This window comes from Amycolatopsis sp. TRM77291 (genome assembly GCF_054166285.1).
Genome location: NZ_JBSZHF010000001.1, coordinates 1,416,944 through 1,430,585 on the forward strand (window position 1 = coordinate 1,416,944; position 13,642 = coordinate 1,430,585).

Consider the following 13,642-nt stretch of genomic DNA (forward strand, 5'->3'; position numbering starts at 1 on the left):
ACTCGACCGGCGTGCCGCCCGCGACAGACAACCGCGATGCAGCATACTGCTCGAAACAGTGGCCAACAGCGCACCGGTATGCGCGATAGGCCGCAGCGAGCTAGGAGTGGCGCCGATGGCCCGGCACGAACGGCTGAGCACCCTGCTGGACCTGCTGGGGCAGCGGGAAAAGATCGACGTCGAGGACGTGGCCGAGGAGTTGAACGTCTCCGCCGCCACGATCCGGCGCGATCTCGATCACCTGGCGGAGCAGCAGTTGCTCACCCGCACCCGGGGCGGCGCGGTGGCCAACGATCTCGCCTACGACCTGCCGCTGCGGTACAAGACCGCGCGGCACGTTCCCGAAAAGCAGCGGATCAGCGTCGCCGCGGCGGCGCTCGTCGCGCAGGGCATGGTGGTCGGCCTCAACGGCGGGACGACGACGGCCGGCGTCGCGCGGTCGCTGGCCACGCGGTCCGATCTCGCGGGTCTCCGTGATTCGCCAGGGCTGACGGTGGTCACCAACGCGCTGAACATCGCGCACGAACTCGCGGTCCGGCCGCATGTGAAGATCGTGGTCACCGGCGGGGTCGCGCGTCCGCAGTCGTTCGAGCTCAGCGGTCCGCTGGCGACCCGCGTGCTCAGCGAACTGACGATCGACCTGCTGTTCCTCGGCGTCGACGCGTTCGACGCCGACGCGGGCGCCTTCGCGCACCACGAGGGTGAAGCGAGTATCAACCGGCTGATGGTCGAGCGGGCGGAACGCGTCGTCGCGGTCGCCGACGGCTCGAAGCTGGGCCGCCGCGCGTTCGCGCGGATCTGCGCGACCCCGCAGGTGCACGCCCTGGTCACCGACTCCAACGCCGATCCGAAGGTGCTGCGGGCGTTCGAGGCCGCGGGCGTCGAGGTCCAAGCCGTCTGACCAAGTCCGTGAAGGCCCCCTTTCCTACCTTGAGGGTAGGGAAGGGGGCCTTCACGTCTTTCGCGCACTCCTTGTGACATAAGGATCTCCGGGCGGCCCGACGAAAGTCGGCAGCACCGCTTCGGCGGATGACTTTGCGCGAACCGTGCGCTATACAGAGACCATCTTGCGTATTCATGCGCGAAAGGTGTCTCGAATGAGCAGAGTTGCGCAATCCCTGAGTTGTTTGGCCGCAGTGGCCTTACTCGGGCTTTCCCCGGTCGCCGCCCACGCGGATCCGGCCGCGGCGTCGTCCGGCAAGCTGGGCGATCTCACCGGGATCTCCGGCGATGGCCCCACGGTCACCCTGAATTCGGGAAGCGCCGCGGTACGCGTGAGCTTCCCGGCCGAAGGCGCCGTCCGGGTCTGGCTGGCGCCGGACGGCACGTTCACCGATCCGGCCGGAAGCAAGATCGTGCTGCCGCGTACGGGTGCCCCGGTCACGCCGAAAAGGACGGACAAGGGGGACTACTGGGCGATTTCCACGGGCAAGGCGACGCTGCGGGCGTACAAGCACCCGCTGCGGCTCGCGTTGTACGACGGCGCGGACCGCAAGCGGCTCTGGGAGGAGTCTGCGCCGCTGTCGTGGACCGGCAAGCAGACCACGCAGACCCTCGCCCGGACGGCGACCGAGCAGTTCGTGGGCGGCGGCGAGCAGAACGGCCGCTTCAGCCACCGTGACCAGACGATCCGGATCTTCGCCGACTACAACTGGAACGACGGCGGAGCCCCGAACTCGCAGCCGTTCTACGCCTCCACAGCCGGATACGGCGTGCTGCGCAACACTTTCGCGCAGGGCACCTACGCCTTCACCGAGCCGGTGCGCACCACGCACGACGAGCGCCGCTTCGACGCGACGTACGTCGTCGGCGACGGGCTCAAGGACGTCATCACCGGCTACACCGATCTGGTCGGGAAGCCTTTCCTGCCACCGCTCTACGGTCTCGAACACGGTGACGCCGACTGCTACCTGCACAACGCCAACCGCGGTGAGCGGCACACGCTGGACGCGGTCAAGGTCGCGGAGGGCTACACCGAGCACGGCATGCCCAACGGCTGGATGCTGGTCAACGACGGCTACGGCTGCGGCTACGAGAACCTCCAGCAGACCGGTGAAGGCCTCCGCAAGAACAACATGCAGCTCGGGCTGTGGACCGAGAACGGCGTGCCGAACCAGGTCGAGGAGGTCAAGGCCGGGGTCCGGGTCCGCAAACTCGACGTCGCGTGGGTCGGCCCGGGGTACGAGTTCGCGCTGGACGCCTGCGACACCGCGTACAAGGGCATCGAGGACAACAGCGACGCGCGCGGTTTCGTCTGGACGCCGGTCAGCTGGGCGGGCGCGCAACGCTGTGGCGTGCTGTGGAGCGGCGACCAGGCCGGTTCGTACGACTACATCAAATGGCAGATCCCGACCTACGCCGGCGCCACGACGTCCGGCATGGCGTACAACACCGGCGACATCGACGGCATCTTCGGCGGCAGCCCGCAGACCTACGTCCGCGACCTGCAGTGGAAGGCGTTCCTGCCGGTCTCGATGACGATGGACGGCTGGGCCGCGTCGGACAAGCAGCCGTGGCGCTACGGCGAGCCGTACACCTCGATCAACCGCAAGTACCTGCTGCTCAAGGAGCGGCTGCTGCCCTACACCTACAGCCATTCGGTGGAGGCGCACAAGACCGGCGTCGGGCAGGTCCGCCCGCTGGCGCTCGAGTACCCGGACGACCCGAACGTCTGGGGCGAGAAGGCGAAGTACGAGTTCCTCTCCGGCAAGGACTTCCTGGTCGCGCCGGTGTACGAGAACTCGACCGTGCGCAACGGCATCTACCTGCCGAAGGGCACCTGGGTCGACTACCGGAGCGGCAAGACCTACACCGGTCCGACCACTGTGGACGGTTACGACGCGCCGCTCGACACGCTGCCGCTGTTCGTCCGCGCCGGGGCCGTGGTGCCGATGTGGGCCGAGGGCACGAAGTCGTGGCAGACCAGGGACAAGGGTGTGCTCGACCTCGACGTGTACCCGCAGGGCAAGGGTTCGTTCACGCTCACCGAGGACGACGGCGTCACGCGTGCCTACAAGAACGGCGACCAGGCGAAGCAGACCTTCACCGTGGACGCGCCGACGTCCGGCCTTGGCACGGTGACGGTCGGGATCGGCGCGAGTTCCGGTTCCTACGCCGGAAAGCCCGCGTCGCGGAACTACCAGCTGACCGTCCACACGGGAAGCAAGCCCGCGACGGTGCTGGCCGGGACGTCGATCCTGCGGCAGTACGGCAGCAAGGCCGAACTGGACGCGGCACCGTCGGGCTGGTGGTTCGATCCGGCCACCGGCGGGGTCGTACGGGTCAAGACCGGCAAGATCGGCGCCGCCGACCGACAGGACGTCCGGCTGTTCGGCACGAGCGCGGTCGGCGGGATCTTCCCCGAAGACCGCGACGGTTCGGTCGCCCTCTCCGTGCCGCCGGTCGCCGGTCCGGGGCAGACCGCGACGGGCACGCTGAGCTTCACCAACGGTACCCCGCTGCCGGTCCGCGACATCTCGTTCTCCTTGCCCGCCAACGGCTTCCGTGTGGAGGTGCCCGCCGGGCCGCGGCTCGTGATGCCCGGCAGGACCGTCCAGGTCCCGGTGAAGGTGACACCGGACGCGGGCATCAGGCCGGACGACTACCAGCTCACCGCGTCGGCGTCGTACAAGGCGCGGCTCGGGGAGAACCGGGTCGCCGACTCGGTGACGGTCACCGTGCCGCACGCTTCGCTGGCCTCGGCGTACGGCAACGTCGGCGTCACCGACGCGGCGCACGTCGCGGTGGGGGACATCGACGGCGGCGGCAGCAGTTTCCGGGCGGAAGGCCTCGCCGAAGCCGGCCTCAAGCCCGGTGCGGGCTTCTCCGCGCTCGGTGCTCAGCTGACCTGGCCGGTGAGCGGTAGCGGGCAGAAGGACAACGTCCTCGCGTCCGGCCAGACCATCGCGGTGCGCGGTTCGGGTACCAAACTGGTGCTGACCGGAACCGGGACGGGTACGGCGAAGGGCACTGTCGTCGTCCGCTATGCAGACGGCAGTACCGGTCAAGCCGAACTCGGGTTCCCCAACTGGTGCTGTGCCGATCCGGCCCAGTACGGCGCGACCACGGTCGCGACCGTGATGGGCAAGAACACCCGCACGGGAGCGGCGTATCCGACCACGCCTTACCGGGTGTTCGCGAACTCCGTCCCGCTGACCGCCGGGAAGGAGGTCGTCGCGGTGACGCTTCCGTCGAACACCGCGATGCACGTCTTCGCCGCCGGCATCGGCTGAGTCCTCGCGAGTGGTAAGGACGGTTAGAACCGTCCTTACCACTCACGAGTCAGGCCGCGACGGGCGTCCACAGTGCGTCGATGGCCCGTTCGGCCTCGGCCTGGCTGGCCTCGGCCAGGGGGATGAGGTCCGCCATCGCCGGATTGACCATCGCCATGGTCAGCTCGGCGGTGACGAAGCGCGGTTCGAGGCCGGTCAACGAGATACCGTGCGGGATCCACGCCTGCGCGTGGTCCCAGCCCTCGCGCGGGGTTCCTTCGCCGTAGCCGCCGCCGCGCGCGGTCACGACGATGAAGTCACGGCCGCCGAGCAGGCCTTCCCTGGTCTCGGCGTCGAGCGACAGCCCGGGCGCGATCAGGTGGTCGACCCAGGCCTTGACCGTGCTCGGCGGGCCGAAGTTGTACAGCGGCAGGCCAAGCAGGATCGTGTCGGCCGCCTTCACCTCGTCGACGAGCTCCTTGATGAGCCGCCAGGCCGCGGCCTGCTCCGGAGTGTGCTGCTCCGGCGGCGTCGCCTTGGCCGCGTTGGCCGTCGCGTCCAGATGTGGCAGCGGGTCGGTGCCCAGGTCGCGGTAGGTGACCGTGCCTTCCGGATGCGCGGCGCGCCAGGCCGCGGCGGCACGCGCGGTGAGGCGGCGGCTGATCGAGTGCTCGCCCGTGATGCTCGAGTCGATATGCAGCAGGTTCGTCATGCCTACTATCTTGCACAGATAGTTTGTGTAACGCAAACCATTGATGCTGTGGCGACCATCATGGGGAACGTACACTTGACGGGTGCCCGAACTCCCGGTCGTGAACCAGCCCCCGCACCGCTGCGGCGCGCTGCTCGACCACGTCACCCGCCGGATCCGGCTGCGCAGCGAGTCCGTCCTGACCCCGCTCGGCCTGCGGCCCCGCCATCTCGTCGCGCTGACCGTGCTGCGTGACCTCGGCGGCTGCTCACAGCAGGACCTCGCGAAGACGCTGGAGATGGACAGCACGAACGTCGTCGGGCTGTTGAACGACCTCGAGTCCGCGAACCTGATCGAGCGCCGGCGGTCACCGGCGGACCGGCGCCGCCACATCGTCGAACTCACCGATGTCGGCCTGAAGCAGCTCGTCAAGGCCGAGTTCGCCCTCGCCGCGGTCGAAGACGAGGTGCTCGGCGCGCTCGACAAGGATCAGCGCGAGACGCTGTACACCCTGCTGTACCAGGCGGCGGGGCACGCCGAGCCCGCCGGCTGCGTCGACGCCGCGCACGTCGAAAACTGCTAGCCGCCGAGGCCGAACAGGTCGTGAAGCTGTGCGGTGGCTTCGGCGCCGTACAGGACGCTCCCGACCGGGACCTCGCTGCCCACCGCGTCGATCACCCGTGCCGTCCACACGGGACCGAACGCGCCGCACAATTCGACCAGCTGTGCCCCTTCGTCGACCAGTCGCCGGGCCGCGGCGACGACCTGGTCCACGCGGCCGACCCCGATCAGCACCGTCAGGCACCGCCCAGTGTCCACACGGGACACATCCCGCGCCGGGTCGCAGCCGTCGGCCAAGTACACGAAACCCCACTGTCGCATGACGATTCTCCTTCGTTCTCGGTCACCGTGAGGTAATCGCGGAACACGGGGCACCGTCCACGAGGCGGATCCGTACGGCCGTCCGGGATCACCGAAGAGCAGAGGTCGGGCGGACGGCGCGGAGATCCGATGTGGGCGCCGTCATACCAGCGCCGCGATCCGCTCCGAAGACTCGTGCGCCGGGTCCCATACGAGCGCGTGGCGGACGACCGGGGCCTCCCGCAGCGGCAACCAGCGCAGACCTTCGGCCGGTTCCTCTCGGGGACGCAAGGCGACGACGTCGCCACCGTGCCGCAGTTCGGCGACGAACAGCGACCGCCGAGGCGGTCCGGCGCGGACGTGAGCCGGCCGCCAGCCCGCCGCCGCGCAGTCCGCGAGCAACCTGTCGTGGTAGCCGGGAGCCAGCTTTCTTTCGTACAGAAGGAGGTCCAGCCCGATGAGGTCGTCCCAGCCCACTTCGTCGAGCCGGGCCAGCGAGTGGGCGTCGGAGACGAGCGCGCCCAACGGTCTCTCGCACACGACGGCGACGCGCAGACCGTCCACGTCCTCCGGCAGGGCGAGCAGCCCGGCGTCGAGCGCGCCGCGGCGAAGGAGTTCCAGCTGCCGCGCGGCGGACAGGTCGTCGATCTCCACCGCTTCGGTGTACAGAGTCGCGAGGACGGTCGGCGGCGCGCCCGGCGTCACGCCGACGCGGAGCGGCCTGCCCATGGTGTCGCGGACGGCCCGCGCGCCGAGTTCGGCCTCCTCCAGCATCCGCCGGGCGTGGGGGAGCAGCGCCAGGGCGGCGGCGGTGGGCGTCATCCCCGCCTGGGTCCGGACGAACAAGGTCGCGTCCAGTTCCCGTTCCAGCGCGATGATCTGCTGGCTGAGCGACGACGCACGGATGCCGAGACGCTCCGCCGCGCGGGTGAGATGCCCTTCCTCCGCCACGGCGCACAGATATCGAAGACGTCGTAACTCCACCGCCGCACAGTAGCTCGTAGGACAATGGCGGCGTGACTGACGGAGAAGCCCGATGGCGTACCACCACGCACGACTGGGCCGGGTCCGTGGACGCCGGACATCTGAGGCATATCCGCCGGAACCCCGAGGAGTTCGCCCCCGGCGGAGTCGCGCACCTGGTCCTCGAAGTGCTCGCCTACGCGGCGGAGGAAGCCGAAAGCACCGGCCGCGGAAAGGCCGTCGTCACGGTCCACCCCGACGGCTCGGTCTCGGTGGCGGACCACGGGCGGGGCACCGACACCCGCGCGGACGGGCACGGCGGCTTCGTGAAGAAACCGGTCATGTCGACCAAGGATCTGCGCTTCTTCGATTTCCCGGGAAAACAATGGCTTCCGGACGGTCATCCGCGTCGCGGGGTGTCGGTCGTGGCGGGCTTGAGCGACTGGCTCGTGCACACCAACCGGCGGCACAACGGCTCTTGGACCCAGCGTTATGAACGCGGCGTCCCGGTCACCGATCTGACGCCGATCGCCGACGACGGTACGACGGGAACGACGGTGCACTTCTCCCCGGGCGCGGAAGTCGGACCGGTGCGGCTGCCGGATGTCGACGGGTGGCCGTACTTGAGTGTGGAGGTCGTCCGATGAGAAGGTGCCTGACGGCGGCGGCTTCGGTCCTGGCCCTGCTCACGGGGTGCTCGGCCGGGCAGGAACCGCCACCCGCCAAACCCGTCTACGACCTGCCCGCGCGTGAGGTCCGTCCGGACGAGACCGCCCTGCACCTGCCACCGGCGCTCAATGGGGAGACCGAGTTCTCGCTCATCGGCGTGGCCGCCGGGCTCCCCAGCCTCACCGGCAGCCACACCGAATTCGAGGCGAAGGGACAGTTCGTCCGGCTTCGGCTGGTGGTGACGGGAAAGGGCCTCTCCGGGATCCTCTTCGACACGCGGCGCCAGCAGCTCGTCACCGATTCCGGCGCGGTGATCGCGGTCGACAACCAGGCCATGACGATCAAACGGCAGCCGGACAAGTTCGAGCTCGGGCGCGGCGTGCGGGTCGAGTTCGACCTCTACTTCGATCTCCCGAAGGAGGCGAAACCCGTGGTGCTGCGGGCTTTCGGCGGTCCGACGCTGACCGACATGAAGAACCTCACCGGCACGGACATCAAGCTGACCTGAGAAGCCCGACCGGGGCTCGCGCGATGCCTTAGCCGCGTCTAATGCGGTGAAGGGGGCTTTCGGCCCAGTTCAAGCGGGTCGTGAGCGGCGTTTCAGGTCACTGTGTGGATTTTGGGGCGTTGGATGACCCGAAATCCACACAGTCCGGCGACACCGTCCCTGTCATGGCCGGTTCAGGTGGGGGGGTGTGGAAACAGGGACACTCAACGTCCCTGTTTCCACACACCTCCACCTTTGCCGCACCCCTCAATGATCAAACTGGCATGAGAAGCCCGACCTGGAGGGGCTGAAGCATCCACAGGGAAGTGGGGCTCGTGCGATACCTGGTNGTGTGGAAACAGGGACACTCAACGTCCCTGTTTCCACACACCTCCACCTTTGCCGCACCCCTCAATGATCAAACTGGCATGAGAAGCCCGACCTGGAGGGGCTGAAGCATCCACAGGGAAGTGGGGCTCGTGCGATACCTGGTCGTTCTATCGAGCCGAACGTCGGACGTGGCGTGGTCTCGCCCCCGTGGAATTCAAGCGGGGACAGTCCGTCCGGACCACCGGCGAAGAAAGGGCCCCGCCGCGAAAACGCGACGGGGCCCTTCGAACAAGGCGTCAGACGCCCAGGTCGCCACCGAGGTAGGCGGCCCGCACCTGCGGGTCGTCCAGCAGCTCGGCACCGCGGGCGCTCTTGACCACTCGACCGGTCTCCAGCACGTACGCGCGGTCGGAGAGCTTCAGCGCCTGCTGCGCGTTCTGCTCCACCAGCAGGACCGTGGTCCCGCGTTTGTTGATCTCGCGGATGATGTCGAAGATCTGCGCGATCAGCATCGGCGCCAGGCCCATGGACGGCTCGTCGAGCAGCAGCACCTTGGGCTTGGTCATCAGCGCGCGGCCGATGGCGATCATCTGCTGCTCGCCACCGGACATCGTGCCGCCGAACTGGGTCTTGCGCTCGTTCAGCCGCGGGAACAGCTCGTAGACCTCGTCGAGGTCGGCCTTCAGGTCGTCCTTACGGGTGTAGGCACCCATCAGGAGGTTCTCCTGCACCGTCATACCGGGGAACACGCCCCGGCCTTCCGGTGACTGGCCGATCCCGAGCTCGACCCGTTTGTGGCCGGGCGTCTTCGAGATGTCCTTGCCGTCGAAGAGGATCCGGCCGCTGGTCAGCGGACGCAGCCCCGAGATCGTCTTCAGCGTCGTGGTCTTGCCGGCGCCGTTGGCCCCGATGAGCGAAACGATCTCGCCCTCGCCGACCTCGATGGTCATACCCTTGAGCGCGGCGATCTTCCCGTAGTGGACGTTGATGTCCTGAACCTCAAGAAGCATCTTCCGCCACCCCCAGGTAAGCCTCGATCACCTTTTGGTTGTTCTGCACCTCGTGGGGGAGCCCTTCTGCGATCTTCTGGCCGAAGTCGAGCACGGCCAGCCGGTCGGCGATCTGCATGACCAAGCCCATGTCGTGCTCGATGAGCAGCACGGTGCGGCCGTCGTCACGGATCTTGCGGATCAGTTCCTGCAGCGAGTTCTTCTCCGCCGGGTTCATACCGGCGGCGGGCTCGTCGAGCAGCAGCAGCTTCGGGTCGGTCGCGAGCGCACGCGCGATCTCCAGACGGCGCTGGTCGCCGTAGGAGAGGTTCTTCGCGGTGTTGTGCTCGACCCGGCCGATACCGACGAAGTCCAGCAGCTCCCTCGCCAGCTCGCGGCCCCGCTTCTCTTCCTTGCGGTGCACGGGCAGGCCCAGCGTCGCCGAGATCGCGCCGGTCTTGTGGTGCGAGTCCGCACCGACCATCACGTTCTCGAGCGCCGACATGTTGTGGAACAGCCGGATGTTCTGGAACGTCCGGGCGATCCCGTTCTGGTTGATCTTGAACCGTTTCATCCCGTCGATCCGGGTGCCGCCGAAGCGCACCTGGCCTTCGGTCGGCCGGTAGACGCCGGTGATCACGTTGAAGACCGTGGTCTTGCCCGCGCCGTTCGGGCCGATCAGGGCGAAGATCTCACCCTGGTCGATGGTGAGGTCGACTTCCTTCAAGGCCGTGACACCGCCGAAGCGCATCGTCACGTTGTCGAATTCGAGCAGTGCGCTCATTTCGTCACCTCCGCCGAAGCCTCGGAATCCGGACCCGCGACCTCGGCGCCCATGGCACCCATCCCGCCCGTTCCTTCGTGTAGTTCGGCCTTGCGCTGCCGCGACGGCAGCAGACCCTCCGGCCGCAGCGCCATCATCAGCACCAGCACGCCGCCGAAGATCAGGATGCGGTACTCGGACAGGAACCGGAACCGTTCCGGAAGCCAGGCGACCAGGAACGCGCCGAGCATGACACCGGGCAGGTTGCCCGCGCCACCGAGCACCACGGCCGCGAGGATGGTCGCGGACAGGATGAACGGGAAGTTGTTCGGCTCGATGAAGACGGCCTTGCTGGCGTAGACCACACCGGCCATACCGCCGAGCATGGCGCCGATGGCGAACGCCAGCAGCTTGAATTTGAACGTCGGGACACCCATCAGCTCGGCGGCGTCCTCGTCCTCACGGATGGCCGCCCACGCCCGCCCGACGCGGCTCTTGTGCAGCCGCACCGAGAAGATGATCGCGATCACGATCGCCGCGAGGATCAGGTAGTAGTACGGCGCCGGGTCGAGCAGGAACTCGGTCCCGAACATGGGCTCCGGGTGCGGGATGTTGGTGATACCGCGGGCGCCGCCGATGGCGTCGGTGTTCGTCGCGGTGATCCGGACGATCTCACCGAAGCCGAGGGTCACGATGGCCAGATAGTCACCGCGCAACCGGAGCGTCGGAGCGCCGAGGATCACCCCCGACATCGCCGCCAGGAAGATACCGAGCACGAGCGTGCCCCAGAATCCCCAGCCGTGCAGGGTGCCCATCACGGCGAGCGTGTACGCGCCGATCGCGAAGAACGCGACGAACCCGAGGTCGAGCATGCCCGCGTGGCCGACCACGATGTTCAGGCCGATCGCCAGCAGGATGTACACCCCGACCGGGAAGATCAGGACCGTGGTCCAGTCCGATTCCGGCGACATGAACGAACCGATCGCGGGCGCGGGCAGGATCAGCGCGCCGATGATCAGGGCCAGGTACACGCCATAACGTTGCCAATGCGGGGCGCGTGCCCACCAATCCCGCATGCCGTCCACGGGGTGAAAGCCGGCGCGCGTCGGCTTTCCGTTCTCTGGGGACTTCTCAGCCACTTCTTCGTTGCCCTTCATGCGCGTGCCCGCTGCAGCGATTCACCGAGGATGCCGGTGGGACGGAACATCAGGACCAGCACCAGTACCACGAAGGCGGTGACGTCCTTCCAAGCCGAACCGAAGAAGATGGAACTCCAGTTCTCCACCAAACCGAGCACGATGCCACCGAGCAGAGCGCCGCGCAGGTTGCCGATACCTCCCAGCACGGCCGCGGTGAACGCCTTGATACCGAGGAGGAAGCCGATGCGGTAATCGGTGTTCTCGTACTCCATGACGTACAGCGCGGCGGCGACACCGGCCATCGCGCCACCGAGCAGGAACGTGAGGCGCACGATCTTGTCGATGCTGACGCCCATCAGCACGGCGGCTTCGGGATCCTGTGCGGTGGCACGGATACCGCGGCCGATGCGGGTGCGGCTGACCAGCTGGTCGAGGACGACCATCATGATCACGGCACCGACGACGACGAACACGTGGTCCGTGCGCACGACACCGTTGCCGATGTGGAAAAGCTCCTCGTGCGGGATGAACCGTGGCGCGTTCTGTTGCACACGGCCGGATTTGTCGGTGATCCATTCGATGATCTCGAGACCGAACAGTTCCTGCAGGAACAGCGAGGCGCCGATGGCGGAGATCAGGGCGGCCAGCCGGGTGGCGCCCTTCTTGCGGAGCGGCCGGTACGCGACTTGCTCCAGCAACACCGCCGCGCCGCCGGACACGGCGGCCGAAGCGATGATGATCAACAGCAGGACGGCGATCATCCCGAACACGCCGAGCGTGATCGGGGCGGTGCCACCCGCGATGGTGATCAGGACGAACAGGGACGTGACCGTCCCGATCATGAAGATTTCGGAATGCGCGAAGTTGATGAGCCGGAGCACGCCGTAGACCATTGTGTAGCCGAGGGCGATGAGGGCGTAGATGCTTCCGGCGACCAGTCCGCCGATGGTGCTACCGAGGAACTGGGCTTGCAGGTCTTGAAGCATGACGTGGATGCCTTACGGGACGGGGCGAGGATTTCTTTCGCCACATTTGCGGGAAGCGGGGGTGCTGTGATCGCACAGCGCCCCCGCTTCCGTTAGGTGTTCCTATCTGCTCCGTCAGCCGTTGAGCTTGGCTTCGGTCGAGACGCCGAGGTTCTTCAGGACACCACCGGTGACCTGGTAGATGTTGATCGCTTCCGTCGACGGTTCGCCGTTCTCCTTGAACTTGATCTGCTTCGAGGCACCCTTGAAGTCGATCGTCTTGAGGGCCTCGTTGATCTTCTCCGAGGTGTTGGCGCCGGACTTGACCGCGTTGATGATGGCGGTCGCGGCGTCGTAACCCTCGCTCGAGTAGATCGCCGGGTCCACGTTGAACGCGGCCTTGTACTTGGTGCTGAACTCGTCGGTGGAGCCGGCGTCCGGGATGTTGCACGGGCAGCCGACGACGGCCTTCTCGGCGGCCGCGGCACCGGCACCGCTGATCAGCTGGGCGTCGAGCGAACCGTCACCGGTCGCGAAGGTGGCGGTCACGCCGCCGTCACGCAGCTGCTTGAGCAGACGGCCACCCTGGGCGTAGTAGCCACCGAAGAGGATGATGTCCGGGTTCGCGGCCTTGACCTTCTGGACGGTCGAGGAGTAGTCCGACGCGTCCTTGGCGAACTTGTCGCGCTCGCTCGGGACGTTCTTCTCCTTCAAGGTCTTCTCGAAGTTGTCGGCCAGGCCGACGCTGTATTCCTGGTCGTCCGAGATGATGTAGGCCTTCTTGGGCGACTTCGCCGTGACGAGGAAGTTGGCGATCGCCGGTCCCTGGCTGGCGTCGCTCGCGACGACGCGGTGCCAGTACTTCCACCCGTTCGAGGAGAGGCCCGCGTTGGTCGCCGAGGGCGAGACACTCGGGATCTTGTTCTGTTCCAGCTGACCGCCGATGGCCTTCGACTCACCGGAGAAGGCCGGGCCGATCAGCGCGGTGATCTTGTCCTGGCCGACGGCGGTCGCGATCAGCGACGTCGCCTGCTCGGGCTTGCCCTGGCTGTCGTATTCCTTGAGCTCCAGCTTGATCGCCGGGTTCGTCTTGTTGTACTCGTCGATAGCGAGCTTGGCGCCGTTGCGGGGCGGGATCACGATCCCGGAGTTCTCACCGGTGAGGTCACCCATGAACCCGATCTTCAGCGTGCTGCTGTCACCGCTGCCGGACGAGCTGCTGCCGCCTGCACAGCCCGCCAGCGCCAGCGACGCAGCCGCCGCGACGGCGAAAACCCGTCCAAAACGCACTCCTGACACCGACTACCTCCCATGACCAACCAGCCGCCGGTAGGCGTTGCCCCCGACACAGGGGCTAGGTTAGGGCAGGAAGATATCCCCCTACGCCATGATCTGCCCAGACGCCCATCACTCTGTGTCCACATCGTGACGGTCGAAACCAGAACGAATTGCACGAAAAGGCGAATGTTGCCGGTTGGCGGGTCTTCGCTGGTCACGCTGGGGATTCACCGCTACCACGCCGATCATGCTCGTGGGTAATGATCATGTTTCGGCCGCGTATCTTCCGCTTTTTC

13 protein-coding genes are annotated in these 13,642 nt (G+C 67.3%); 5 read left to right on the forward strand and 8 right to left on the reverse strand.

All coding sequences use genetic code 11. The annotated features are described in order from the left end of the window. The first annotated feature begins 115 nt into the window (after positions 1-115). Positions 116-901 (forward strand): DeoR/GlpR family DNA-binding transcription regulator, encoded by a 786-nt coding sequence (locus ACXIZN_RS06840; RefSeq protein WP_034316006.1) that lies wholly within the window; start codon positions 116-118, stop codon positions 899-901. A gap of 235 nt (positions 902-1,136) precedes the next feature. Beyond that, entirely contained in the window at positions 1,137-4,232 is a 3,096-nt protein-coding gene (locus tag ACXIZN_RS06845) for a TIM-barrel domain-containing protein (protein WP_457960468.1), read from the forward strand. Between the two features lie 49 nt (positions 4,233-4,281). Here the strand turns inward: ACXIZN_RS06845 and ACXIZN_RS06850 are convergent, their stop codons facing one another. After that, positions 4,282-4,923 (reverse strand): FMN-dependent NADH-azoreductase, encoded by a 642-nt coding sequence (locus ACXIZN_RS06850; protein ID WP_457953137.1) that lies wholly within the window; start codon positions 4,921-4,923, stop codon positions 4,282-4,284. 82 nt (positions 4,924-5,005) lie between these two features. Here ACXIZN_RS06850 and ACXIZN_RS06855 point away from each other — a divergent pair, with 82 nt between their 5' ends. Beyond that, a complete protein-coding gene (locus ACXIZN_RS06855; protein ID WP_457953138.1) occupies positions 5,006-5,485 on the forward strand; it encodes a MarR family winged helix-turn-helix transcriptional regulator in 480 nt (159 codons plus the stop codon). On the opposite strand, the gene ACXIZN_RS06860 is transcribed toward ACXIZN_RS06855, so the two are convergent. Further along, complete coding sequence (locus tag ACXIZN_RS06860; RefSeq protein ID WP_457953139.1) at positions 5,482-5,784, reverse strand: DUF6506 family protein; 303 nt, start codon at positions 5,782-5,784, stop codon at positions 5,482-5,484. The genes ACXIZN_RS06855 and ACXIZN_RS06860 overlap by 4 nt on opposite strands. Positions 5,785-5,925: 141 nt before the next feature. Next, the gene (locus tag ACXIZN_RS06865; protein WP_457953140.1) at positions 5,926-6,747 is read right to left on the reverse strand and encodes a LysR family transcriptional regulator; all 822 of its coding nucleotides are present in this window, start codon (positions 6,745-6,747) and stop codon (positions 5,926-5,928) included. Between the two features lie 32 nt (positions 6,748-6,779). On the opposite strand from ACXIZN_RS06865, the gene ACXIZN_RS06870 reads away from it, so the two are divergent. Together ACXIZN_RS06870 and ACXIZN_RS06875 are read left to right on the forward strand one after the other, a co-directional pair. After that, a complete protein-coding gene (locus tag ACXIZN_RS06870; RefSeq protein ID WP_457953141.1) occupies positions 6,780-7,373 on the forward strand; it encodes an ATP-binding protein in 594 nt (197 codons plus the stop codon). Then, positions 7,370-7,903 carry a hypothetical protein gene (locus ACXIZN_RS06875; protein ID WP_378345940.1) on the forward strand — a complete coding sequence of 178 codons (534 nt, stop codon included), beginning with the start codon at positions 7,370-7,372 and terminating at the stop codon, positions 7,901-7,903. The genes ACXIZN_RS06870 and ACXIZN_RS06875 overlap by 4 nt, the downstream gene beginning before the upstream one ends. A gap of 605 nt (positions 7,904-8,508) precedes the next feature. Here the strand turns inward: ACXIZN_RS06875 and ACXIZN_RS06880 are convergent. The 5 genes from ACXIZN_RS06880 to ACXIZN_RS06900 form a co-directional block, all read right to left on the reverse strand. After that, the gene (locus ACXIZN_RS06880; protein ID WP_192741557.1) at positions 8,509-9,222 is read right to left on the reverse strand and encodes an ABC transporter ATP-binding protein; all 714 of its coding nucleotides are present in this window, start codon (positions 9,220-9,222) and stop codon (positions 8,509-8,511) included. Continuing rightward, positions 9,212-9,985, reverse strand: coding sequence for an ABC transporter ATP-binding protein (locus ACXIZN_RS06885; protein ID WP_457953142.1), 774 nt, complete (start codon positions 9,983-9,985; stop codon positions 9,212-9,214). Before ACXIZN_RS06885 ends, ACXIZN_RS06880 begins: the two co-directional genes overlap by 11 nt. Continuing rightward, positions 9,982-11,121, reverse strand: coding sequence for a branched-chain amino acid ABC transporter permease (locus ACXIZN_RS06890; RefSeq protein WP_457953143.1), 1,140 nt, complete (start codon positions 11,119-11,121; stop codon positions 9,982-9,984). The genes ACXIZN_RS06885 and ACXIZN_RS06890 overlap by 4 nt, the downstream gene beginning before the upstream one ends. Beyond that, the gene (locus ACXIZN_RS06895; protein WP_034315979.1) at positions 11,118-12,089 is read right to left on the reverse strand and encodes a branched-chain amino acid ABC transporter permease; all 972 of its coding nucleotides are present in this window, start codon (positions 12,087-12,089) and stop codon (positions 11,118-11,120) included. The genes ACXIZN_RS06890 and ACXIZN_RS06895 overlap by 4 nt, the downstream gene beginning before the upstream one ends. A gap of 114 nt (positions 12,090-12,203) precedes the next feature. Next, a complete protein-coding gene (locus ACXIZN_RS06900) occupies positions 12,204-13,358 on the reverse strand; it encodes a branched-chain amino acid ABC transporter substrate-binding protein (protein WP_257485783.1) in 1,155 nt (384 codons plus the stop codon). Positions 13,359-13,642: the final 284 nt, after the last annotated feature.